Below are 23,821 nucleotides of genomic sequence, written 5' to 3'. Positions count from 1 at the left end.
TAAATCATAAGTAGTATTTATCGCGATATTGTTACGCTATTCTGTAAATTGTAGTAATTTTACATTTATTAAACAATTAAAACATAAGTTTACAGTCAGTGCTTTTCAATTCTGACTTTTAACTTCTAACTTTATAGGACCATGTCTGTAGCTAAAAAAGATTACAAAAGAATTACCACAAAATCATTGATTGATATGAAAGCCAATGGAGAAAAAATTTCCATGTTAACGGCTTACGATTATACGATGGCAAAGATTGTCGATAGTTCAGGAGTCGATGTTATTCTGGTTGGTGATTCTGCGAGTAATGTGATGGCGGGACATGAAACAACCTTACCAATTACTTTAGATCAGATGATTTATCATGCTTCTTCGGTGGTTCGTGCTGCGGAAAGAGCTTTGGTTGTTGTCGATTTACCTTTCGGAAGTTACCAGTCTGATCCTCGTGAGGCGCTTCGTTCTTCCATCAGAATTATGAAAGAAAGTGGCGGCCATGCTGTAAAATTGGAAGGTGGTAAAGAAATCAAAGAAAGTATCAAGAAGATTCTTCATGCCGGAATTCCGGTTATGGGACATTTGGGCTTGACACCACAATCCATCTATAAATTCGGAACCTATACCGTTCGTGCCAAAGAAGAAGCCGAAGCTGAAAAATTATTAGAAGACGCCAAAATGCTTGAAAAAATTGGATGTTTCGCCTTAGTTTTAGAAAAAATTCCAGCTGCTTTAGCACAAAAAGTTGCCGAAAGCATTTCCATTCCTGTCATCGGAATTGGTGCCGGAAGCGGTGTTGACGGTCAGGTTTTGGTTTTACATGACATGATTGGTATGACACATGAATTCAGTCCGCGTTTCTTACGTCGTTATATGAATTTATATGAAGATATGACCAAAGCCATCGGGCAATATGTAACCGATGTGAAAGCCGTTGATTTTCCAAATGCGAATGAACAATATTAGTATCGATACGGAAAGAGTCTTTTCCAAACCACTAAATTTTGCTGATGCTTCGTTTATCTACGAATTACTTAATACGGAAGGTTGGAAACGTTTTATAGGCGATCGAAAAATAGATTCGCTTGAAGATGCAGAACTTTATATCGAAAAAATTTTAGATTCTAAAACAGTTACTTACTTCGTAATCATTGAAAAAGTTTCGAATGCTAAAATTGGTCTTTTTACCATAATTCAAAGAGATTTTTTAAAGCACCCTGATATTGGTTTTGCTTTTCTACCAGAATTTAACGGAAAAGGATTTGCTTATGAAACGGCTTATGCATTTATGCAAATTTTGTCTAAAAAGTATAATCATTTATCTGCCATTACAGATTTAGACAATACTAATTCCATAAAACTTCTTGAAAAATTAGGCTTAAAATTCAAAGAAGTAATTAATGAAAATGATCAAAAATTAAACCTTTTTGAAATTGAGTTCGGATCAAAATAAAATAATTTCCACAAAAGATAATCTTCAGGTTTTACACGAAGACAATCACATTATTGTGGTTAACAAACGTGTTGGCGATATTGTTCAGGGTGACAAAACCGGCGATAAGCCCTTGTCTGATGTCGTAAAAGAATACATTAAAGAAAAATACAACAAACCAGGCGAAGTTTTCTTAGGTGTTGTGCATCGCCTTGACCGACCTACTACCGGAATTGTGGTTTTTGCAAGAACTTCAAAAGCATTAACCCGATTAAACGATTTGTTCAAAAACCGTGAAACGCAAAAAACGTATTGGGCAGTTGTAAAAAATCAACCTGCTAAAACAGAGGACAATCTGGTGCATTTTTTGAAACGTAACCCGAAAAACAATACTTCTAAAGCCCATACAAAAGAAATTCCTGATAGTAAAAAAGCTAGTTTAGATTATAAAATCATTAAGAAACTGGATAATTACTATGCTTTGGAAATCAATTTACATACGGGAAGACACCATCAAATTCGTAGTCAGCTTTCTGCGATTGGTTGTCCGATAAAAGGCGATTTAAAGTACGGTTTTGACCGAAGCAATCCTGACGGCGGTATTCATCTTCATGCCCGAAAATTAGTTTTAACACATCCAGTTACTAAAGATATTTTGGATATTATTGCACCAACTCCTAACGAAACCATTTGGAATTGTATCTGATTTTTTGTTAATTTATCGCTTGATATTTTAACATTTACAGATGAAAAAACAACTACTTTTCGGATTTGCCCTACTAAGTCTAACTGCTTTTTCCCAAGAACATTTTTCTGGAATCAACATTTCCAAACGTGGCGGATTGCTTAATGCTTCCATCAACCCTGCTGAATTAACCAACATGAGTAAAAAATACGATGTTAATGTTTTTACTTTTAGTTTGAACTTTTCCAACAACAAAATTGGTTTTAGCGATTTAACTGGCGGTGAAGATATAGAAGATAAAATTTTCAGTGGTTCCGAGCCTACTTCTGCCCGATTGGATGCTTTAATTCAAGGACCTTCCTTTGCAATGAAGTACAAAAAATGGGGTTTTGCTTTTTGGACAGCCGGAAATGTAAAAGCCAATGCTATCGATGTTGATGTTAACTTCGGTAACGCCGTAACCAATTCATTTTTAGGAACAGCCGATATCAATTCCAATCACAATCAGCGTATGAATGCTGCTGCCTGGGGCGAAATCAACCTTTCGGCTGCTCGTGAAATTATCGAAATCGGAAATCATAAACTTAGCGCCGGAGGAACTTTAAAATTATTATTTCCAGGTTCTTATATGAATATGGGAGTTAATCAATTACAAGGAACCGTAACAAACGATCCAGTTACTGGTGATGTGTATTTATATGATGCGACAGCAAGTATAAACTTTGCTTATTCCGGTTCTTTAGCTAACAGTTACGAAGACAGTTCTAATTACAGTAAATTATTTGCCGGCGGATTAAGTGGTTTTGGAGTTGATTTTGGATTCAATTATCAGATGAAAGAAAAAGTTCAGGAAACAACAGATGGTGGCGATTACACGGTTGACGGATATAAATTAAATGCCGGACTTTCTTTCAGAAATATGGGAAGCATGACTTTCAAAGATGACAATAACAATTCATCCAACTATGCTTTAAACATTCCTACTTCTGATCCTTTAAATCTTGCAGATTTTGAAGAAACAGAAAGTATCGTCGATATCGAACAAACTTTAATTGATCGTGGTTATCTAACCAAAGAATCCTCAAACGGCGATTTTAAAGTAAAACTTCCTGCGGTTATCAACGCTTATGTAGATTATCGTATTTACAATAAATGGTCGGCTTCGCTTTATATGCAACAAAAAATTTCAGATGATTCAGAAAATGATTTTACAACCATTCAGAACATTTATACTTTAACACCACGATTTGGCGGCAAAAATTACGAATTGTATTTACCCCTTTCCAGCAATGAAGTTTCAGGATTCACAACTGGTTTTGGTTTCCGTTTAGGAGGCTTTTTCTTAGGTTCTGGTTCTATCGTGACGGCTGCTTTAAACGATTCGAAACAAGCTGATATTTATATGGGATTCCGTTTCGGAATTTAATTTTCACTCTTATTTACAAACAAATGAATTCAAAAATTGATAAATTAAAAAGAGACGGCTATTCTCTAGACTTGGGAAGCATTATTTCCCAAATGTTTGAAAACTACAAAAAAATTGCACTTAATGGCGGCTTGGTGATTCTTATCGCTTCCGTAGCGCTTATCGTTTTAATCTTTGGTGGCGTTGGAATTATTTATGGCTTCAGTGACTTTACCCAAAGCATGATGGATTTACAACCAACTAACTTTTCTTCCGTTGGATTAATTGGTTATATCGTTGGAGCTACTTTAGTTGGGGCTTTAATGTATCCGTTAACGGCAGGATTAATCCAAATGGCACACGAAGCCGAAATGAACAGAGAACCGAATGTTTCAATCGCTTTTGAACATTATAAATCTACTTATTTTAAAGAACTTTTTACCGCAGGATTACTAATTGGTTTCGCTACAAACACGATTTCAGTTTTATTCCAATATATGTTTTTAAATTGGATTGGAATGTTGATTACTTACGCCATTGCACTTTTATCGGTTTTCACCGTTCAGTTGATTATTTTCGAAAAAAACAAAGCAATTGAAGCTATTTCCAACAGTTTTGCTCTGGTTTTGAAACAACCAATTATGATTTTAGTTGCTTTGATTATTGCGATTGTTATTGCCTGTTTAGGGCTAATCGGACTTTGTATCGGAATCTTTTTCACCATGCCAATTATCTATTCCACTTATTATATTTTATATAAAAATGCAGTTGGTATTGATAATAAGACAGAAATTGACGAAATTGGTACAACTTTAGATATGTAACAGAAAAATTTAAAAATATAAACTATGAAATGGCAAGGCAGAAGAAAAAGTGACAACGTTGAAGACCGTCGTGGAATTTCCGGCGGACAAGTAGCCGTTGGTGGTGGAATCATTGGTATTGTAGTGTTACTTCTAAACATGTTTGGAGGAGAAAATGCTAAAATGCTGACTCCTGTTTTAGAGCAAATGCAACAAAACCAAGGGCAAACAACACAAACGGAACAAGTTGAACTTACGCCAGAACAAAAAGAATTAGGTGATTTTGCTTCTACCGTTTTTGCGGATACAGAAGATATTTGGCATAAAGTCTTTGAAGAAAACGGCATGACTTACGAAGAACCTAAAATGGTTTTATTCACCGGACAAGTGCAAACTGCTTGTGGTGGAGCAACTTCCGCTTCTGGTCCATTCTATTGTCCTGGCGATAAAAAAGTGTACATGGATTTAGATTTCTTCGAAGAATTGCGTACTCGTTTTGGTGCTAAAGGCGGAGATTTTGCTATCGCTTATGTAATCGCACACGAAGTTGGTCACCACGTACAAACTATCTTAGGAACTTCGGGTAAAGTACGTCAGTTACAAGCTAGTAAAAGCGAAGCTGAAGCCAATAAATTATCTGTTTGTTTAGAATTACAAGCTGATTTTTACGCAGGTTTGTGGGCGCATTACAATCAGAAATATATTGAAGCAGGTGATATCGAAGAAGCTTTAAGTGCAGCACATGCGGTTGGTGACGATGCTATTCAAAGTAAAATGCAAGGTCATGTAGTACCAGAATCCTTCACACACGGAACTTCTGAGCAACGTATCAAATGGTTCACTCGCGGTTTCAAAACGGGTGACATCAAATTGGGTGATACATTCGCAGAAGAACTAGATTAATTTTACAAACACATTTTATTGGAAAGAGGTAGCTACAATGTAACTGCCTCTTTTTTTTTATCAATATCCTTTACTGAAACTGAGACTGCGACTGAAAGCTACCCAAGCCAACCTTCCCTATCTAAACTCCTATATTGAATAGCTTCTGAAATATGACTGGAATTAACGGTATCAGTTCCTTCCAAATCGGCAATGGTTCGGGAGACTTTTAAAATTCTGTCGTAAGCTCGTGCGGATAAATTTAAACGCTCCATAGCCGTTTTTAGCAGATTTAGTGATGTTTCATCCAATTTGCAATATTCCCGAATGTGTTTAGTAGTCATTTGAGCATTGTAATGAAGATGCTCGAAAGTTTCGAATCTCTTAGATTGTAGTTCTCGTGCTTTTGTAACACGATTTCTGATGTCAACACTGCTTTCTCCGTTTCGGGTATCGGATAACTTTTCAAACGGAACAGGTGTTACTTCAATATGAATATCGATTCGGTCTAATAATGGTCCCGAAATCTTACTCAAATACCGATTCATTTCTGCCGGAGTTGAAGTTACAGGAGCCTCCGGATCATTGAAATAGCCACCCGGACTTGGATTCATACTCGCCACCAACATAAACGATGACGGATAGGTAATTGTAAATTTAGAACGTGAAATGGTAACTTCTCTATCTTCTAAAGGTTGCCGCATGACTTCTAGAACTTCACGCTTAAATTCGGGTAATTCGTCTAAAAAAAGAACACCATTGTGTGCCAAAGAAATTTCTCCAGGCTGCGGATAACTCCCTCCACCAACCAAAGCTGTACTCGACGCGGAATGATGCGGATTTCGAAACGGTCGTTGATTCATCAAGCCTGCCACTTTCACTTTTCCGGCCACACTGTGAATTTTCGTAGTTTCCAAGGCTTCTTTTAGAGTCATTGGTGGCAAAATACTCGGTAATCGTTTGGCCAACATCGTTTTACCAGAACCCGGCGGACCAATTAATACAATATTATGACCACCAGCTGCCGCAATTTCCATACATCGTTTAATTGACTCTTGGCCACGAACTTCGGCAAAATCGAATTCAGGGAAATCTAAGGTTTTATAAAATTCTTCACGGGTGTTTACTATTGTTGGCACTAAATTTCCTTTTCCGTTGAAAAAATCGATGACTTCCAGTACATTTTCCACTCCGTAAACTTCTAAATCGCTTACAATAGCTGCTTCTTTTGCATTAATTTTCGGTAAAAAGAAACCTTTAAAACCTTCTTCTTTCGCTTTTATAGCAATGGATAAAGCACCTTTTATCGGTTGCAGACTTCCGTCTAGCGATAGTTCTCCCATAATCATATACTTATCCACTTCCTCTGATTTTAACTGACCAGAAGCGACGAGAATACCAATTGCCAAAGTTAAATCATAGGCTGAACCTTCTTTGCGTAAATCGGCGGGCGCCATGTTAATGGTGATTTTCTTTCCGGGAAGCTCGTAACCGTTATTTTTTAATGCGGCTGCAATACGATAACTGCTTTCTTTTATGGCGTTGTCAGGTAATCCAACCAAATGATATCCGATTCCTTTATCGATATTTACTTCTACAGTAATCGTTGTGGCGTCTACTCCAAAAACGGCGCTTCCAAATACTTTTGTTAACATGGCGTATAATTTTTTTCAAAGCTACAAAAATATTTGTAAGAAAAATTATATTTTTAATTGGCTGTCAAAAAATATTACCTATAAAAAAACCTCTCATTCGAGAGGCTTACTTTATTTCTTGAAGTTTGCAATTCCATTTTTCAACCAGGATTTATATTCCGCTACATCTGGTGTGTAACCAACTGGTTTTGAAATATCTTTTCCATCAACATCTAAAATCACATAATACGGTTGCGCATTGATATTGTAGCGCTCAATCTGAAATTCTCTCCATTTCTTCCCGATTGTGGTCACTTCACTTCCAGATTTCGAAACATATTGTTCCGCTTTCGGCAATTCACGCTGATCGTCGCCGTACAACGAAATCAACACGATATCATTTTTTAAGATTTTCAGAATCTCTGCATCAGACCAAACATTTTCTTCCATTTTTCTGCAGTTGGCGCAGGCATGACCTGTAAAGTCCAACAAAACTGGTTTATTTACTTTTTTAGCATAAGCCAATCCTTGTTCGTAATCGTGAAAAGCGGTAATTCCTAATGGTCCGATATGCGCATTTTCGGGTAATGCCGACACAGTTGAAGTTGATACCGCATTATTTTGATATCCAACACCATAAGGACTTTCACTGTATGTCATTGGCGGTGTAAATCCGCTTAATATTTTTAACGGAGCTCCCCATAAACCTGGAATCAGATAAATTGTAAATGTGGTTACAAATAGAGCAACAAACAATCTTCCGACAGAAATATGTGTAATTGGGCTATCATGTGGTAAAATCAGTTTTCCGAAAAGATACAAAGCCCAAGCTCCGAAAACGGCAATCCAAATGGCTAAAAACACTTCTCTTTCCAATAAATGCGTTTGCAAAACCAAATCGGCATTGGATAAAAATTTAAAAGCAAAAGCTAATTCCAAAAATCCTAAAGAAACTTTTACTGTATTCAACCATCCGCCTGATTTTGGCAAGGAATTCATCCAACCCGGGAACATGGCAAATAACATAAACGGTAAAGCAATCGCCGATGAGAAACCTAACATTCCTACAATTGGTCCAATTCCACCTTGTCTGGCAGATTCTCCCAGCAATGAACCAACAATCGGTCCGGTACAAGAAAATGAAACTACGGCCAAAGCCAAAGCCATAAAAAAGATTCCAACAACTCCGCCTCTATCGGCTTGTCTGTCGATTTTATTTAAAAAAGAATTCGGTAAAACAATTTCAAAAGCACCTAAAAACGATGCTGCAAAAACAATCAAAATGATAAAGAAAATGATGTTAAACCAAACATTCGTTGATAAAGCATTCAAAGAGTCAATCCCAAAAATCGCAGAAATTATCATTCCCAAACCAACATAAATGACGATGATTGAAATTCCGTAGATAAATGCATTGCGAATTCCGGCAGCTTTAGTTTTACTTTGCTTCGTAAAAAAGCTGACCGTCATTGGAATCATAGGGAATACACAAGGCGTCAACAATGCAGCGAATCCACCTAAAAAGGCTAAAATAAAAATTCCCCACAAACTCTTTTTCTCCTCTTTTTCTGAAACCGGTTCAACTGATGTAGAAGTTGCTTCTTTAACTTCAGAAGTCGCTGTTGTATCTGCAACCGTATTTGTTTCTGTTGTGGCTGTATCTAAAGAAGTTACAGGAGTTGCAACATCCGTTTTAGCATCTGTAGTAGTTGTTGTAGGTTTTACATTCATCGGAGGCAACTTAAACTCGAAAGTTTTGTCATCTTGAACACAAGATTCCTTACAAACCTGATATTCCACATACACCGAAATCGATTTCAAATTCGGGTTCGTGATTTTAACCGTTTGTTTGAACTGCGCTTTGCCTTCAAACATGTATTCGTCAACTTCAAAATCCTTGCTGTAAACTTTTTTGTACGGACTTTCTTTGGTTTTTCCGACTAATTCAAAATTTCCTTTAGCGTTTTTAAAGTTGAAAACTGTTGGCAACGAACCTCCATCTGGCGTAAATTGAGAAAACATATGCCATTCGTGTTCGATATTGGCATCGAAAACCAAAACCACTTCGGTATCTGATTTTTTCTCAACCGATGTTTTCCAGCTAACCGGATTTAAAAGTTGTGCTTGCGAACTTAAAAACGTAAAAAATAAAAGTAATAGGGCGTAAAATCGTTTCATTACTGTAATTCGAATTTTAATATAGTTTGTGTTGTTTTTGTAACTGAAAATCTTTGGTCTGCGCGGCTTCCCACAATCCAGACGATTTCGTTTCCAGAGCATAAAAGCCAAGTGTTTTCTTTATCAATCAACGAAAATTTTTCGTCTTTAAAATGTTTACTGACTTTCTTTTTTCCCTGCATTCCGAATGGGTAAAAATAATCACCTTGCTGCCATTTACGAAATACTAACGGAAACTTTAACGAATCTTTATCAACAAAGATAATCGCTGAACTTTCCGGGTCTGTAACTTTTGTTACATTGGTAATTTTCATTGGCAACGGAAATTCGATTTCAGTTTGATTTTCCGCTACAAAATACGCTTCTGAAGATGGGGTTGCAATCGGTTCCAAAATCAAAACATCGCGGTCTTTCAATAATCTGAAATGCTCCGAAAAAATCTGTTTTCCGGACTGAGCTTCGACTAAATTGTAAATATCATTCCACGCTGTAAATCCAAAAGGTTTTAGCCATTGATACAGATAAGCCTGATAATTCGGTAGTACTTTTAGTTCGGCGAGATGGATTCGTTTCTGATTTTCAACATCTTCCACTACTTTTCTGTACACAATTCGGGAAGCGTCATCAACCATTGATTGTGTTTGTTGCAAGTTTTCCAACGTTTGCTGAAAGGAATTCAAAAAGTTCGGATTCAGTTCTTTCAATATCGGAACAATATCATGACGTAGTTTGTTTCGCAAATATTTATCCGAAGCGTTACTCGAATCTTCTCGCCAATCAATTCTATTCTCTTTGGCATAATTTACAATCTCATCACGTGAAAAAACCAAAAGCGGACGAACAACTTTATCATTCAATTGCGGAATTCCAGTCAAACCTTCCAATCCGGTTACTCTGGTAAAATTGATTAAAAAAGTTTCAACGGAATCATCTAAATGGTGTGCTGTTAGCAAATAATCAAATGCTTCTTCTTCAATTAATTTGTCAAACCAATTGTATCGCAATTGTCGTGCAGCTAATTGAATGGATAATTTATTTGAATCGGCGTATCCTTTTGTATTGAAATGATTTACAAAGAATTCAATGCTTAAATTATTGCATACAGATTTGACAAAATTTTCATCTTCATCACTCTCATTTCCTCTCAAATTGAAATTGCAATGAGCTACTGAGAAACCAATTTCTGATTGCTTCAAAAGATGTAGCAAAACCATACTGTCAACACCGCCGCTTACAGCAAGCAGCAACTTCTTCTCTTTTAAAAAAGAAAGTTTTTGATTGATATGATTTTGGAATTTTGAAAGCATGCTCAAATGTATGAAAATTAACCAAGTAACACTTCACGCATCGCTTTGGCTTTCAGCAAACATTCTTCGTATTCCATTTCAGGCTTGGATGCTGCGGTAATGGCACTTCCTACGGAAAAAGAAACATATTTTTCATTAGAATTGTATAAAATACTGCGGATGACCACATTAAAATCGAAATCGTTCTCCGGTGTAAAATATCCAACTGCGCCGCTGTATAAACCACGTTTGGATTCTTCCAGTTCTTCAATGATTTGCATCGCGGAAATTTTTGGTGCTCCGGTCATGCTTCCCATCGGAAATGTGGTTTTGATAATTTCAATTGGTGAAGTGGCTTCATCAACTTCTGAAACAACCGTCGAAATCATCTGATGCACTTGCTTAAAGGTATAAATGCCACACAATTCTTCTACTTGAACCGAACCTTTTGTGGCGGTATGCGACAAATCGTTACGAACCAAATCGACAATCATAATGTTTTCGGAACGTTCTTTCGGATTTTGTGATAACTCGATTTTAGATTGTTCATCCAATTCGTCATCAAAAACACGTTTTGCAGTTCCTTTAATCGGTTGGGAAATTATCTTGGTTCCTTGTTTTCTCAAATAGCGTTCGGGTGAAGCTGATAAAAGAAAATCAGTGTTGTTTTTGAAAAAAGTAGCAAATGGCGGTTCCGAAATAGCGTTCAGTTTCTGATAAATTTCAAACGGGTGAATTGTTGTGTTTTCCGCATAAAACTCCATACAAAAATTGGCCTCGTAAATATCGCCGCGATGAATATGCTGCAACATTTCAGTTACTTTTTCAAGGTATTTTTCTTGGGAAATACGTTGTTGGATAAAAATCTCTGATTGTTGATTACTAATTGCTAATTGCTGATTGCTAATTGCTATAAAATCTTCCTCCAGCTCATCATCACACATATTCAAGTAACAGATTTCCAATTCATTATCTTTAAGCAGAAAGAGTTTTTTAGGCTGAAAAAAGTACAAGTCAGAGAATTGCAATCCGTCAAAATTATTGGACTTTAATCTTTCCGTATCGTTTTTCAAATCATAAGACAAATATCCAAAAAGCCAGTCTTTGGTTTGCTGTTGGTATTGCTTCAAATCTTCGAAAGCGTTTTGATAATCGGTTTTGATTGAGGTAAATGCATCACAGGCAAGAACACAATCGTAGCTTCCGTAGTGTTGCGGATAGTTGTTGCTGTCGAGAAAAATTACTTCCCGAAATTGTTGCGCCCAACCCAATAGTTGTTCCTTGAATTGTGTTGGATTGTCAATATGTTTAATAACCGAAGTTCGCAATAGATTTTGTAAATAAATTAGTCACAAAGATACTAGCAAATTTAAGCAACTTTTGACAATTCTTTCATTTGTAAATATTTCTTACATTTATAAAACCAACTCTAAAAACCATTACTTATGAAAATTGCAACTATTATTATTCGGGTATTGATGGGAGCCTTACTGTTGTTTGCTTCAATTGCTTATTTTTTCAAACTGTTCCCCGAACCTGAAATTACTGGAAATCTTAAAACTTTTAATGAAGGAATGGCGGCCTCCGGATACTTGATGAATCTTGTCAAAGGCTTGGAATTGTTATGCGGATTAGCGTTAATATCCGGAAAATTCATCCGTTTGGCTAATTTGGTTTTATTACCAATTTCTGTGAATATTGTTTTGGTTCATCTTTGTTTGGATCCGGCTAATATTGGCGCTGGAGCTTTTCTATTTCTTGGAAACCTCTTTCTGATTTACAGATATTGGGATTCGTATAAACAAGTTTTTCAGCCTTAAATAAAAAACCCAATCAGTGCGATTGGGTTTTATTTTTTGAAGAATAACTATCTTATTTCATGGCTTCAACCAACAAATGAGTACCACCGGCTAATACCGTAGTATTACCATCAGCCATATTTGAATAAATACTCACTTCCTGATATGCTGTTAAATTACATAATTTTGACATTGTCACAGTTCTTGTATCGCCATTACCCAAAGAAGTATAGGTTCTTGTTCCTGGGATTTCAGCACCATAGATTCCCAAAAAGAATTCAGGATTTACGGTTCCTGCATTTATTTTTCTCAAAATAACAGTATAGGTAATTTTATAAATACCATCTTTTGTTACCTGAATTTTTGTTGGGTTTGCACCCAAAGTAATATTTTGACTGAATGCCGCAGTACCTAAAACAATTTCTCCGTTATTCAATACTGAATTGGCTGTCTTTGTCACTTCTGCATAGCCTCTGAAAGAAGTAAATTCTTTCCAAGAAGCTTTTCCGTTAGCGTCAGAAACCAACACTCTACCATCAGCCTGAGTACCGTCAACAATTTTCACTGAACCGGCAACATGTAATCTTTCATCGGGCGCATTCGTTCCGATTCCTACTTTGTTATTACTATTTGACGAATCTCCCAAAACAATTGCATTTGCCTGTGCTACCGTAGCGCTTCTACCGATAGCGGTTGAGTTTTGACCGGAAGCAGTTGCTCCATAACCTAATGCAATTGCCTGTTCACCACTCGAGTGAGAAGTATTACCTAAAGCAAGGGAATTATTGGTAGTTGAATTTGCAGAATAACCAACCGCAACCGATAAATTTCCCGACGAAACCGAAGATCTACCCATTGCAATTGAGCTGTTATTTTGAGCACGGGCATTATGTCCTAAAGCCAAAGACTGAAATCCGGATGCATTTGCTGCATATCCTAAAGCGGCTGCCTCATTACTATTGACAGCTCTAGCATTAGTTCCGATTGCAGTTGAATTATTTTCATTGGCTGCTGCATTATTTCCTATCGCAATTCCTCCAAGTGGATGATATGTAGAAAATAAAGCGTTATTAACTTTCATGATCATTGGGAAATAATTATTAGTTCCTAAGTAATCTGAAGCCGTAACATTGTTTCCATTTAAAGCCCAATTGGTTGATGTAGCTGCCGAAACCGTAGACAATGTTTTCCAAGCTGTCCCATCCCAATAACAAAAACCAACTGCTAAAGAAGCACTTGCATTTGTGTTATAAACCAACAAACTTGTTGCGGGAGATGTAATAGTTATAGCATCTGTAGAAGAAGTTAAACTCACTCTTGGAATCAATAATCCGGAATTTGCACTGGTAATATCCAACATCGAAGACTTATCAGGATTTGAATTTCCTATACCTACCTGAGCATTAACATTATAACCAATTACACTTACAAAAAGAAATATGACGTAGTTTTTAATTTTCATTTTATGTTGTTTAAAAAATCAAGCAAAAATATTTAGTAAACACCTATAAAAAAATTGACAATCATCATGAAGAACCTTTAAAACCAAAGCTTCAATATTATAAATACAAAACATTTAAAGCTATTCGAAGAATAAACAATAAGAATTAAGAAATAAATTTAACCTCATTAAAAATTTCATCAAATATTCAGAAAATTCACAAAAATAGCAATTGTTATCATTGTAACATATTAAGTTTTTGATAATAAAAAAGCCTGCTTTTAATAAGCAGGCTTCATTTTTAAAACATTATTTTTCTTACACATGCAACGCTCTGTTCGCTGTTGCAGCTAAAGCAGCTTCCTTAATTGCTTCGGCAAATGTCGGATGTGCGTGTGACATTCTTGAAATATCTTCTGCTGATGCTCTGAATTCCATCGCGGTAACAGCTTCTGCAATTAAATCTGCAGCTCTTGCTCCAATCATGTGGATTCCTAAAACTTCATCTGTAGTGGCATCGGCTAAAATCTTCACAAATCCCTCAATATCAGCACTTGCACGAGCACGACCTAATGCTTTGAAAGGGAAACTTCCTGCTTTGAACGCAATTCCCGCTTCTTTTAATTGCTCTTCCGTTTTACCAACAGCAGCAACTTCAGGCCAAGTGTAAACAACACCAGGAATTAAATTATAATCGATGTGTGGTTTTTGACCAGCTAAATATTCAGCAACCATTACGCCTTCTTCTTCCGCTTTGTGAGCTAACATCGCACCACGAACAACGTCTCCGATAGCATAGATGTTTGAAGCTGAAGTTTGTAAATGATCATTTACTTCAATCTGACCTCTTTCAGTTAATTTTACACCGGCTTTTTCAGCGTTCAATCCGTCAGTGTACGGACGACGACCTACTGAAACCAAAGCGTAATCTCCTTCTAAAACCACTTCGTTTCCTTTAGCATCATCTGCTTTAACAGTAACTGCATTTCCGTTTCTCGACACTTCTTTTACTTTGTGAGAAGTGTAGAACTTCATGCCTTGTTTTTTCAATACTTTGGTTAATTCTTTTGATAAACCTCCGTCCATACCCGGAATGATTCTGTCCATGAATTCTACAACAGAAACCTGAGCTCCTAAGCGTAAATATACTTGTCCAAGCTCTAATCCGATTACTCCACCACCAATAACTACAAGGTGTTTCGGCACTTCCGGTAATTTTAAAGCTTCGGTTGAAGTGATAACTCTTTCTTTGTCAATTTTGATGAATGGCAATGATGATGGTTTTGAACCGGTTGCGATAATGGAATATTTCGACTCGATTTTCTCAACAGAACCGTCTGCTTTAGTAACATTGATAGTCGTAGCATTTTCGAATGAACCCACTCCGTTAAAAACAGTAATGTTGTTTTTGTCCATCAAATACTTAACTCCACCAGAAGTCTGATCTACAACCGCTTGTTTACGGTCAATCATTTTCTGAAGGTTTACTTTTACTTCTCCGGTTACTTCGATTCCGTGATCTGCAAAATGCTGTAACTCTTCATAATGATGCGAAGAAGCCAACAATGCTTTCGACGGAATACAGCCTACATTAAGGCAAGTACCTCCTAAAGTTGCATATTTTTCAATGATTGCAGTTTTAAATCCCAATTGTGCACAACGGATTGCTGCTACATATCCGCCAGGTCCAGAACCAATTACGGTTACATCAAATTGACTCATTTTATATGTTTTATATTGTATTGTTAAAATTTGATTACAAAAGTACGTTTTTTTTAAGTGTAAATTCCCCTAAATTTATATTCAAATTTTAAAAATTCGTTAATTAAACTTCGATTTGCAATTAATCTTCCAAACGGTAGATTTCCATGATTTCTTCTAATGCTTTTGCGAAATCAATATTTAAATCGATAAGTTTTCCGGTTTTGATATCAAAAACCCAACCGTGAATTTTCAAATCTCTTTTTCGAAAAGCGCGCTGTACAGAAGCTAATTTAATCACATTAATCGCTTGTTCTTTTACGTTTAACTCAACTAATCGATCGTAGCGTTTGTGTTCGTCTTCTATGGCGTTCAATTCTTTTTTATGGGTTCGATACACGTCACGAATGTTGCGAAGCCACGGGTTTAGAATTCCCAAATCTTTCGCTTCCATTGCTGCTTTTACACCGCCGCAGGAATAATGCCCGCAAACCACTACGTGATTTACTTCTAAATTCGTAACTGCATAATTGATAACCGTTTGCGCGTTCATATCAATCGCGTTGACTACGTTGGCTACATTACGATGCACAAAAAGTTCACCGGGTTGTAAGCCCATAATGTCTTCGGCAGTTACTCTGGAATCAGAACAACCAATGTAAAGCACATCGGGTTTTTGTCCTTTGTTCAAATCAACAAAATAATTAGGATTGTCTTTGGTTTTGCTGGCAATCCACTTTTCGTTGTTCTCAAATATTTTATTTAAATCCATGATTGTATAGTTATATTAGTTGTGAATCAGTTACATCTGCACATGGTTGCGCACTTCAAACGGTTTCGGAATAGCTTCCTGGTTTTCTCCTAAATTCTGACGTAAATCAATTTCAATTCCACGGGCAATTGTTGAAATCGGTACATCATTCGCAGAGCCTTCAAACGGATTCTCCCCTACGCGACCAATGCGGTTCATGGTAAAGAAAACCCACATCACCACTACAGAAAAAGGAACGGACAGCCAAACTAACCAATCCGGACAATGCATATTTTTCTCTGAAATTTTAGCCGCTATTTCTCCAAACTGAGAAGCCATCGCTAAAGGTAGTATTGCAAGGAAAATCCAGGTAAAATAATACATCAGTGAAGCAAACTGTCTCGGATACGGAAAGTTTTTTATTCGTTCCGATTTTCCCTGATGATTGAACAGTTCTTCTATAAGTTTTTCTAACTCCAAAAAGCAAAATTCCCAAATCAGTCCTTCTTCTTTTAATTTTCGCAAATGATTGGATTGCAGGTATAAAATGGCCGTTTGCTTGTTGGTTTTGTCTTTCAGATAGTTCAAATCTTCTTTTCCTAAATACTGTCCAAGAGTTTGATCGAAGTCTTCATGAAATTCCGGAACGTAAATCATTTTTGCCCATTCTTTATTGGTATGTTCGTTCATTACATATTCCCAACTTCTCGGCTGACGCATCGCATAACGTAAAGCAGTTAACCAAGCAATGTGTCTGTAAATGATTGTTTTGTGAATGTCTTTTAAATCGGTTTCCGAAGCTGGATTTTTAGCATGGTCATTATTGACAAAATCCTGAACTTTCATACCGAATGTACGTGAAGTATTTACGATTCCGCCCCAAATCTGACGGGCTTCCCAGATTCTTCCATAAGCAGAATTACTCTGGAAACCAATGATAAAAGCTACAGCCGTACCGATTAAGGCAATCGGTGTAAACGGAAACTGAATAACCTTATCACTATAAACATAAAGCGCGGTTTCTATAATGGCGATTGTTATGAAAAGCATCGTTTCATATCTGGTCCAAAGCGCCATTTCTTTTAACGGAAATATTTTTCTGGTATACATTACAGTTGAAAATTTAAAGTCTAACCAAGGTAAAACAATAATTTAGAAAGTACAACTCACTAATAATAAACGGTTGTGTTCTTCACTTCGCTAATCATAAAAGTACTGTGTGTACTACCAATATGCTGTAACGTAGTGAGTTTGGTTACCATAAACTCACGGTATTCTTCCATGTCTTTTAAGCAGATTTTCAGAATGTAATCGTAATCGCCGCTTACGTGAAAACATTCCAAAACCTCATGAAGTTTAATCACTTCACTTTCAAACTGATTGATGAATTCAATTTTGTGCTGTGTTAGTTTGATATGACAAAAAACCACAAAACCTTTATCGATTTTATTGCGGTCGATTAAAGCGACATATTTTGAAATTACGCCTTCTCTTTCCAGCTTTTTAATTCGCTCGTAAACCGCTGTGACTGATAAATTCAGTTTTAAAGACAATTCTTTAGTAGTCTGTTTACTATCGGTTTGTAATAATTTCAGAAGTTTTTTATCGATGGCATCAAAAGTCATATTGAAAAAAAATTGGTTGGAAGAACAAATTTAACAACTAAACACGAATAAACAACTACTAAATTTAAAAATAATAGATATAAAATCTAAATAATCAAATATTCATTGACATATTTTCCAATATAACTTTTCTTTGACTCTAATTTAACTACAAAACAACCAAACTAAAAGTATTTTATGGAAAATTTTAACCCAGCAGACAAAATTCAGGATTTGCAGTATTTCGGAGAATTTGGAGGTGTAAACCCTTCAATTTCTGACAGTTCAACGTACACTTTCCTTTCAGCAAAAACCATGTTCGATACGTTCGAAGGTAATGCGGAAGGCTGTTATCTGTATTCCCGCCACTCTTCCCCAAGTAATTTATATTTGGACAAAGCCTTGGCTGCTATGGAAGGAACCGAAACCGCAAATGTTTCAGCTTCAGGTATGGGAGCCATTACGCCTACTTTATTGCAATTGTGTGGCAACGGTGATCATATTGTTTCGAGCCGAACTATCTACGGTGGAACTTACGCGTTCTTAAAGAATTTTGTTCCGAGAATGGGAATCAAAACTACATTTGTAGACATCACTAAATTAGATGTAGTAGAAGCTTCGATTACTCCAAACACTAAAGTTTTATACTGTGAAACAGTGAGCAATCCTTTATTGGAAGTAGCCGATATCGCTTCATTGGCAAAAATTGCGAAAAAACACAATATTAAATTAGTTGTTGACAACACTTTCTCACCTTTATCAGTAGCTCCGGCTAAATTGGGTGCCGATATTGTCATCCACAGTTTAACCAAATACATCAACGGAAGTAGCGATACAGTTGGAGGTGTAGTTTGTGCTTCACAGGATTTCATCAACAGTCTGAAAAATGTAAACGACGGAGCCAGCATGCTTTTAGGACCAACGATGGACAGTTTACGTTCCGCCTCGGTGATGAAAAACTTGCGTACGCTTCACATCCGTATGAAACAGCACAGTCATAATGCTATGTTTTTGGCTCAAAAATTTGAAGCCGATGGTATTAAAACCGTGTATCCTGGTTTACCATCACATCCAAGTCATCAATTATACAAAGGTATGATTAATCCGGAATATGGTTTCGGAGGGATGATGACCATCGATGTAGGTTCTTTAGACAAAGCCAACGAATTAATGGAATTGATGCAGGAAAGAAACTTAGGTTATTTAGCGGTAAGTTTAGGGTTTTACAAAACTTTATTTTCTGCTCCGGGAACTTCTACTTCTTCAGAAATTCCGCTTGATGAACAAAAAGAAATGGGACTAACCGACGGATTAATCCGTTTCTCTATCGGTTTAGATAACGATATTGAGAGAACCTATGCAATGATGAAAGCGTGCATGAAGGAACTTTCGATTTTAAATTAAGTTTTTAGTTTTTTAGTTGAGTAGTCCGCTTTTGAATTTTCATTAGCGGATTTCTTTTTTTGTAACAAATCTTAAAAAAGACTAACTAATTGATGTATCAACTATTTTTTAGATTCTTTAACAGTCTAGGAAAACAACTTTATATAAATTAGCCTTTTAAAATTAAATTGATGAAAAAGTTTACTATGTTCTTTCTTCTTGCGGGTTCGGCGGTATTTGCTCAGCAGAACTTCACCATCGAAGAAACAGTAATGGGAGTACGAAAATACACTCCAACCACACAAACTGCACAACAATGGCGTAAAAATGCAAAATCGGTTACCTATTTAAGTTCTGATTTTGCCAGCTTGTTAGAGAAAAGTGCAGCTACTTCCTGGAAAGAAACGGTTTTAGCCACTAAAGCAGATTTTGAAAGTGCGCTAAAATCTAAAATCAGTAATGATGAATTTTCGGTGAGAATATTTCCATTCGCTATCGACTGGAAAACAGCCAATACTTTTGAAACTGAAGTTGCCGGAAAAAACAACAATTACAAAGTAACGTACGATGTCGTTTCTAAGCAAATTACTAACGTTGTAACCTATTCTAACGAAGGTGCTCAGGCGAAATTTGCTGCAAATGGCAATGTGGCTTGGTTGAAAGATAACAACATCCGCATCACTTCAAACGGAAATGTTATTGAAGTAACCAACGATCAGAATGCTGGAATTGTAAACGGTTCAGATTATGTACACCGTCAGGAATTCGGTATCGACCGCGGTATGTGGTGGAACGAAGCCGGAACGCAATTGGCGTATTACCGCAAAGATGAAACTATGGTGGGCAACTACCCTATCATCAACTGGAACGAGCGCGAAGCTGCTAATAAGGATGTCAAATATCCAATGGCCGGAATGACCAGCGAGAATGTCACTTTAGTAGTTTACGATGTAAAAACCGGAAACAAAGTAACCATTCAAACGGGAGAGCCGAAAGAGCAATATTTAACCATGGTTTCTTGGGAACCAACTGGAAAATTCATCTTCATTGGAATTTTAAATCGTGAGCAAAATCACTTAAAATTCAACAAATACAATGCTGCAACCGGAGCTTTTGTAAAAACTTTATTTGAGGAAAAAGCAGCAACTTGGGTAGAACCACAACATGCGTTGACTTTTGTTCCGAATAATCCGAATCAATTTATTTATCAGACAGATTTCTACGGATTCAACCAAATGTATTTGTACAATACAGATGGTAAATTATTGAAGAACTTAGGTTTCAAAGATGTAGTAGTGAAAGATTTCTTAGGATTTGATGCCAAAGGAACGAAAATCAACTACATGGGAACCGCTAACAATGGTTTGGACAAGCAATTGTATCAGGTTGATATCAAATCTGGAAAAACAGTTCAATTGACTTCGACTTCTGGTATGCACACGGCTTCTGTTTCTTCAGACGGAACGATGGTGTTAGACCAATACAGTAATGTAACTACGCCTAACGAAATTTCTGTTATCGACGTAAAATCGAAGAAATCAACTTCGTTAGTTAAAGCTGATAATCCATTCACTGGAAAAATCAACATGCCAAAAATGGAATTGGTAACGATTACCGCTGCGGATGGCAAAACACCTTTAAACGGACGAATCATCTACCCAGGTAATTTCGATGCTTCTAAAAAATATCCGGTAATGCTTTATGTTTACGGAGGTTCGCACGCTCAATTGGTAAACAACCGTTGGATGGGTGGCGGAGGTTACTTCGATTATTATATGGCACAACAAGGTTACGTAGTTTTCACGTTAGATAACCGAGGAAGTGATTCTCGCGGAAAGAAATTCTGCGATGTAAACCACCGTCAGTTAGGTGTTAACGAAATGGCCGACCAAATGAAAGGGGTTGAATTCTTGAAATCAAAATCATTTGTAGATGCTGATAAAATCGGTGTTTTCGGATGGAGTTTTGGTGGATTCATGACCACTTCTTTAATGACAAGTCATGCTGATACTTTTAAAGTTGGTGTAGCCGGCGGACCGGTTATCGACTGGAAATATTACGAAGTAATGTACGGTGAACGTTATATGGACACGCCTCAGGAAAACCCTGAAGGTTATGCAAAAGCATCCTTATTAGACAAAGCGAAAGATTTAAAAGGACGTTTGTTAATCATCCACGGAGCACAAGATCCGGTTGTTGTTCAGCAAAACAGTATGAATTTCGTAGAAGCTTGTATCAAAGCAGGTAAACAAGTAGATTACTTCTTATATCCGAACCACGAACATAATGTGGGCGGAAAAGACAGAATTCACATGTATGCTAAAATTGCGGATTATTTCAATGTACATTTGAAATAATAGACTTCTTAGATTCTAGACTACTTAGATAAATTAAATCCGTTTTGTTAAATCAAAACGGATTTTTTTGTGGTGTTATTTCTTCGAAGTAAAATTAATCATCCATTCAATACCATATTTATCCCTAAACATTCCAAAATAAGAATCCCACGGGCTGTCCGCCATCGGCATTTCTACTGAACCGCCATCAGAAAGGCCTTGAAATAATCTGTCGGCTTCTTCACGACTATCCACACTTATGGATATTTTGGAACGATTTTCTTCTTCATTCACGCGACCGAACATTTCCGGAACATCATTACCCATTAAAGTATTTTGACCTATCGGCAAGGCAATGTGCATGATCTTATTGGCTTCGCTTTCCGGTATTGGAAATTGAGGGTTGTCTAAATCTTTGAATCGCACAATTGTGGTGATTTCTCCGCCAAATACGGATTTATAAAAGTTGAAAGCTTCTTCGGCGTTGCCGTTAAAGTTAATGTGTGGATTGATGAGTGCCATAGGTTTTGATTTTAAACAATAATAACTGAATAATAATTCAAGAAAATAAAATTGAGAAGTATTAACTAAATTATTCTGTTAAGTTATCTTACATCTCAGTAAGACATAAAGATAAATATTAAAAATAACTCTCTAAAACTTACCTTATACTTACTCCATATATACTCCATATATACTCCGTACCAAAGCCGTATATAGTCCGAGTAAAGCCGAATAAAAAATAAAGCCCGAATTGTTCGGGCTTTTGTATCTATTAATCTTCTATAGTTGCTTCTAATTTGTTGTAGTTGAGTTTGCTGTTTCTATAACCGTAGCAGAAGTAAAACACCAAACCGATTACCAACCAAACTCCGAACCATTTCCAATTGGAAACTGCCATTCCGGTTAGCAAGTAACAACAAGAAATCAAACCTAACAATGGTATTAACGATAAATTCTTCATAAAAGCGATTACTGCCATCACTACACATAAAATAAAGAAAACCACCATCGAAATGTTAGTAGCGAATTTATCTTCAGAAAAATCGAAAGTATCGACAAAGAATGTTGGGAACAAATAGTTCACCAAAATACCCGAAGCTACCACCAATAACGGAAAAATAAACTTAGAATTGATGTATGGAATACGGAACTTCCCTTTGGTTTTACGTTCTATCAATTCGGCTTCGCTTTGTGGTGATAACATCAAAACACCGCCACAAACCAATACGAAGGCAAATAAGGTTCCGATACTGGTAAAGTCTAACACAAAGTTTTCATCGGTAAAGAAAATCGGTAAACCAACTACTAAACCGGTAACAATTGTAGCAAATCCTGGTGTTTTATGCTTCGGATGGATTTCTGAGAATTTCTTCGGCATTAATCCGTCGCGGCTCATGGTCATCCAAATACGTGGTTGTCCCATTTGAAATACCAACATTACACTCGTCATCGCTACTACAGCTGCAATGGATACGATGAATAACATCCATTTCACGCCTTTTAACGCAAAGATTTCGGCTAACGGATCACTTACGCCTAAATATTTATAAGAAACCATTCCGGTTAAAACCAATGCTAAAATGATGTAGACAACGGTACAGATCACCAACGAATAAATCATTCCTTTTGGCAAATCACGCTGTGGATTTTTAGATTCTTCCGCTAAAGTAGAAACCGCATCAAAACCGATATAAGCAAAGAAAACTGCGGAAACTCCAGCCATTACACCTCCAAAACCATTCGGCATAAAGGGAGTCCAATTGTCGATATCTACGTAAAAAGCACCGACGATAATAACCAAAACGATGATCGCTAACTTAATCATAACCATTGCGTTACTAAAGTTTTTAGACTCTTTCGTTCCTTTATAAACCAAGTAGGTAATTAGTAAATTGATTACCACTGCCGGCATATCAAAAATCACTTTCAAACTTCCAATCATTGGAGCGTTTTGCCATGCATTAAAACCTTCTCCCTGCTTATTCTCTAAAAATGCAGCATGTGCAGATTGGTAATTAATCGTCAGCCATTCCGGCAAATGAATATGAAAACTCTCTAATAAATTCGTAAAATATCCACTCCAGGAAAAAGCGATGTAAATATTACCGATGGAGTATTCCATAATCAACGCCCATCCGATAATCCAGGCGAACAATTCCCCGAAAGACACGTACGCATACGTATAAGCACTACCTGAAACCGGCACACGTGAAGCAAATTCCGCATAACACATCGCTGTAAATCCACAGGCTATAGCACAGATAACATACAATAAGGTTACCCCAGGTCCGCCTGAAAAACAAGCATTTCCAATAGCAGAGAAGGTTCCCCCACCAATGATAGCCGCAATTCCGAAAAAGGTTAAATCACGAACGGTAAGTACTTTGTGTAAACCGGTGGAGTGCTCTCCATCACCACCTTGTTTTAATATAGTTGCAGTAGATTTTCTTCTGAATAAATCGGTAAAAGACATAAATAGTTTCTCCTTGGTTTGGTTTGTTAAT

General features: G+C 36.7%; 20 protein-coding genes. 9 read left to right on the top strand and 11 right to left on the bottom strand.

Annotated elements, in window-relative coordinates:
• Positions 1-141 precede the first annotated feature (141 nt).
• Genes panB through RUH60_RS04905 form a run of 6 tightly spaced genes read left to right on the top strand, consistent with a single transcriptional unit; the run spans position 142 to position 5,222 of the window.
• Positions 142-960, top strand: a complete 819-nt coding sequence (gene panB, locus RUH60_RS04930) for a 3-methyl-2-oxobutanoate hydroxymethyltransferase (RefSeq protein ID WP_313806026.1) — start codon at positions 142-144, stop codon at positions 958-960.
• Positions 947-1,447: a GNAT family N-acetyltransferase gene (locus RUH60_RS04925; RefSeq protein WP_313806025.1), complete on the top strand. Its 501-nt coding sequence runs from the start codon at positions 947-949 to the stop codon at positions 1,445-1,447. The genes panB and RUH60_RS04925 overlap by 14 nt, the downstream gene beginning before the upstream one ends.
• Positions 1,422-2,132: an RNA pseudouridine synthase gene (locus RUH60_RS04920; RefSeq protein ID WP_313806024.1), complete on the top strand. Its 711-nt coding sequence runs from the start codon at positions 1,422-1,424 to the stop codon at positions 2,130-2,132. Before RUH60_RS04925 ends, RUH60_RS04920 begins: the two co-directional genes overlap by 26 nt.
• Before the next feature lie 40 nt (positions 2,133-2,172).
• The gene (locus tag RUH60_RS04915) at positions 2,173-3,537 is read left to right on the top strand and encodes a DUF5723 family protein (protein ID WP_313806022.1); all 1,365 of its coding nucleotides are present in this window, start codon (positions 2,173-2,175) and stop codon (positions 3,535-3,537) included.
• 23 nt (positions 3,538-3,560) lie between these two features.
• The gene (locus tag RUH60_RS04910; protein ID WP_313806020.1) at positions 3,561-4,340 is read left to right on the top strand and encodes a hypothetical protein; all 780 of its coding nucleotides are present in this window, start codon (positions 3,561-3,563) and stop codon (positions 4,338-4,340) included.
• 24 nt (positions 4,341-4,364) lie between these two features.
• Positions 4,365-5,222, top strand: coding sequence for a neutral zinc metallopeptidase (locus tag RUH60_RS04905; protein WP_313806018.1), 858 nt, complete (start codon positions 4,365-4,367; stop codon positions 5,220-5,222).
• 98 nt (positions 5,223-5,320) lie between these two features.
• On the opposite strand, the gene RUH60_RS04900 is transcribed toward RUH60_RS04905, so the two are convergent.
• The 4 genes from RUH60_RS04900 to RUH60_RS04885 form a co-directional block, all read right to left on the bottom strand.
• Positions 5,321-6,856, bottom strand: a complete 1,536-nt coding sequence (locus tag RUH60_RS04900; RefSeq protein ID WP_313806016.1) for a YifB family Mg chelatase-like AAA ATPase — start codon at positions 6,854-6,856, stop codon at positions 5,321-5,323.
• A 111-nt stretch (positions 6,857-6,967) separates the two neighbouring features.
• Positions 6,968-9,013, bottom strand: coding sequence for a protein-disulfide reductase DsbD family protein (locus tag RUH60_RS04895; protein ID WP_313806014.1), 2,046 nt, complete (start codon positions 9,011-9,013; stop codon positions 6,968-6,970).
• Positions 9,013-10,320, bottom strand: a complete 1,308-nt coding sequence (tilS, locus tag RUH60_RS04890) for a tRNA lysidine(34) synthetase TilS (protein ID WP_313806012.1) — start codon at positions 10,318-10,320, stop codon at positions 9,013-9,015. The genes RUH60_RS04895 and tilS overlap by 1 nt, the downstream gene beginning before the upstream one ends.
• Positions 10,321-10,337: 17 nt before the next feature.
• A complete protein-coding gene (locus tag RUH60_RS04885; protein WP_313806011.1) occupies positions 10,338-11,627 on the bottom strand; it encodes an anthranilate synthase component I family protein in 1,290 nt (429 codons plus the stop codon).
• Between the two features lie 117 nt (positions 11,628-11,744).
• On the opposite strand from RUH60_RS04885, the gene RUH60_RS04880 reads away from it, so the two are divergent.
• Positions 11,745-12,119, top strand: a complete 375-nt coding sequence (locus RUH60_RS04880) for a DoxX family membrane protein (protein ID WP_313806009.1) — start codon at positions 11,745-11,747, stop codon at positions 12,117-12,119.
• 52 nt (positions 12,120-12,171) lie between these two features.
• Here RUH60_RS04880 and RUH60_RS04875 read toward each other — a convergent pair whose 3' ends face one another.
• From RUH60_RS04875 to RUH60_RS04855, 5 genes are all read right to left on the bottom strand, one after another.
• The gene (locus RUH60_RS04875) at positions 12,172-13,560 is read right to left on the bottom strand and encodes a hypothetical protein (RefSeq protein WP_313806007.1); all 1,389 of its coding nucleotides are present in this window, start codon (positions 13,558-13,560) and stop codon (positions 12,172-12,174) included.
• 297 nt (positions 13,561-13,857) lie between these two features.
• A complete protein-coding gene (lpdA, locus tag RUH60_RS04870) occupies positions 13,858-15,261 on the bottom strand; it encodes a dihydrolipoyl dehydrogenase (protein ID WP_313806005.1) in 1,404 nt (467 codons plus the stop codon).
• A 121-nt stretch (positions 15,262-15,382) separates the two neighbouring features.
• Entirely contained in the window at positions 15,383-16,012 is a 630-nt protein-coding gene (locus tag RUH60_RS04865) for a carbonic anhydrase (protein WP_313806003.1), read from the bottom strand.
• A gap of 30 nt (positions 16,013-16,042) precedes the next feature.
• Complete coding sequence (locus RUH60_RS04860) at positions 16,043-17,101, bottom strand: bestrophin family protein (protein ID WP_313806001.1); 1,059 nt, start codon at positions 17,099-17,101, stop codon at positions 16,043-16,045.
• A 59-nt stretch (positions 17,102-17,160) separates the two neighbouring features.
• Entirely contained in the window at positions 17,161-17,616 is a 456-nt protein-coding gene (locus RUH60_RS04855; protein WP_313805999.1) for an Lrp/AsnC family transcriptional regulator, read from the bottom strand.
• A 177-nt stretch (positions 17,617-17,793) separates the two neighbouring features.
• On the opposite strand from RUH60_RS04855, the gene RUH60_RS04850 reads away from it, so the two are divergent.
• Positions 17,794-18,999 carry an aminotransferase class I/II-fold pyridoxal phosphate-dependent enzyme gene (locus tag RUH60_RS04850; RefSeq protein WP_313805997.1) on the top strand — a complete coding sequence of 402 codons (1,206 nt, stop codon included), beginning with the start codon at positions 17,794-17,796 and terminating at the stop codon, positions 18,997-18,999.
• Positions 19,000-19,169: 170 nt separating this feature from the next.
• Positions 19,170-21,335, top strand: a complete 2,166-nt coding sequence (locus tag RUH60_RS04845) for a S9 family peptidase (RefSeq protein ID WP_313805995.1) — start codon at positions 19,170-19,172, stop codon at positions 21,333-21,335.
• Between the two features lie 75 nt (positions 21,336-21,410).
• Here the strand turns inward: RUH60_RS04845 and RUH60_RS04840 are convergent, their stop codons facing one another.
• Complete coding sequence (locus tag RUH60_RS04840) at positions 21,411-21,836, bottom strand: VOC family protein (protein ID WP_313805993.1); 426 nt, start codon at positions 21,834-21,836, stop codon at positions 21,411-21,413.
• Positions 21,837-22,089: 253 nt separating this feature from the next.
• Positions 22,090-23,790, bottom strand: a complete 1,701-nt coding sequence (locus RUH60_RS04835) for an amino acid permease (RefSeq protein WP_313805991.1) — start codon at positions 23,788-23,790, stop codon at positions 22,090-22,092.
• Positions 23,791-23,821: the final 31 nt, after the last annotated feature.

It is taken from the genome of Flavobacterium sp. (genome assembly GCF_032153895.1).
In the GTDB taxonomy this organism is placed as follows: Bacteria; Bacteroidota; Bacteroidia; order Flavobacteriales; family Flavobacteriaceae; genus Flavobacterium.
The sequence above is the reverse complement of the archived record's forward strand: the minus strand, read 5'-3'. Positions and strand labels throughout refer to the sequence as shown.

What these genes read in the sequence shown, in the direction of transcription:
- RUH60_RS04875 (WP_313806007.1), bottom strand. Translation starts at nt 13,560, where the DNA reads ATGAAAATTAAAAACTACGTCATATTTCTTTTTGTAAGTGTAATTGGT.
- RUH60_RS04880 (WP_313806009.1), top strand. Translation starts at nt 11,745, where the DNA reads ATGAAAATTGCAACTATTATTATTCGGGTATTGATGGGAGCCTTACTG.
- RUH60_RS04865 (WP_313806003.1), bottom strand. Translation starts at nt 16,012, where the DNA reads ATGGATTTAAATAAAATATTTGAGAACAACGAAAAGTGGATTGCCAGC.
- RUH60_RS04910 (WP_313806020.1), top strand. Translation starts at nt 3,561, where the DNA reads ATGAATTCAAAAATTGATAAATTAAAAAGAGACGGCTATTCTCTAGAC.
- RUH60_RS04895 (WP_313806014.1), bottom strand. Translation starts at nt 9,013, where the DNA reads ATGAAACGATTTTACGCCCTATTACTTTTATTTTTTACGTTTTTAAGT.
- lpdA (WP_313806005.1), bottom strand. Translation starts at nt 15,261, where the DNA reads ATGAGTCAATTTGATGTAACCGTAATTGGTTCTGGACCTGGCGGATAT.
- RUH60_RS04850 (WP_313805997.1), top strand. Translation starts at nt 17,794, where the DNA reads ATGGAAAATTTTAACCCAGCAGACAAAATTCAGGATTTGCAGTATTTC.
- RUH60_RS04925 (WP_313806025.1), top strand. Translation starts at nt 947, where the DNA reads ATGAACAATATTAGTATCGATACGGAAAGAGTCTTTTCCAAACCACTA.
- tilS (WP_313806012.1), bottom strand. Translation starts at nt 10,320, where the DNA reads ATGCTTTCAAAATTCCAAAATCATATCAATCAAAAACTTTCTTTTTTA.
- RUH60_RS04835 (WP_313805991.1), bottom strand. Translation starts at nt 23,790, where the DNA reads ATGTCTTTTACCGATTTATTCAGAAGAAAATCTACTGCAACTATATTA.
- RUH60_RS04855 (WP_313805999.1), bottom strand. Translation starts at nt 17,616, where the DNA reads ATGACTTTTGATGCCATCGATAAAAAACTTCTGAAATTATTACAAACC.
- RUH60_RS04915 (WP_313806022.1), top strand. Translation starts at nt 2,173, where the DNA reads ATGAAAAAACAACTACTTTTCGGATTTGCCCTACTAAGTCTAACTGCT.
- panB (WP_313806026.1), top strand. Translation starts at nt 142, where the DNA reads ATGTCTGTAGCTAAAAAAGATTACAAAAGAATTACCACAAAATCATTG.
- RUH60_RS04905 (WP_313806018.1), top strand. Translation starts at nt 4,365, where the DNA reads ATGAAATGGCAAGGCAGAAGAAAAAGTGACAACGTTGAAGACCGTCGT.
- RUH60_RS04860 (WP_313806001.1), bottom strand. Translation starts at nt 17,101, where the DNA reads ATGTATACCAGAAAAATATTTCCGTTAAAAGAAATGGCGCTTTGGACC.
- RUH60_RS04900 (WP_313806016.1), bottom strand. Translation starts at nt 6,856, where the DNA reads ATGTTAACAAAAGTATTTGGAAGCGCCGTTTTTGGAGTAGACGCCACA.
- RUH60_RS04840 (WP_313805993.1), bottom strand. Translation starts at nt 21,836, where the DNA reads ATGGCACTCATCAATCCACACATTAACTTTAACGGCAACGCCGAAGAA.
- RUH60_RS04845 (WP_313805995.1), top strand. Translation starts at nt 19,170, where the DNA reads ATGAAAAAGTTTACTATGTTCTTTCTTCTTGCGGGTTCGGCGGTATTT.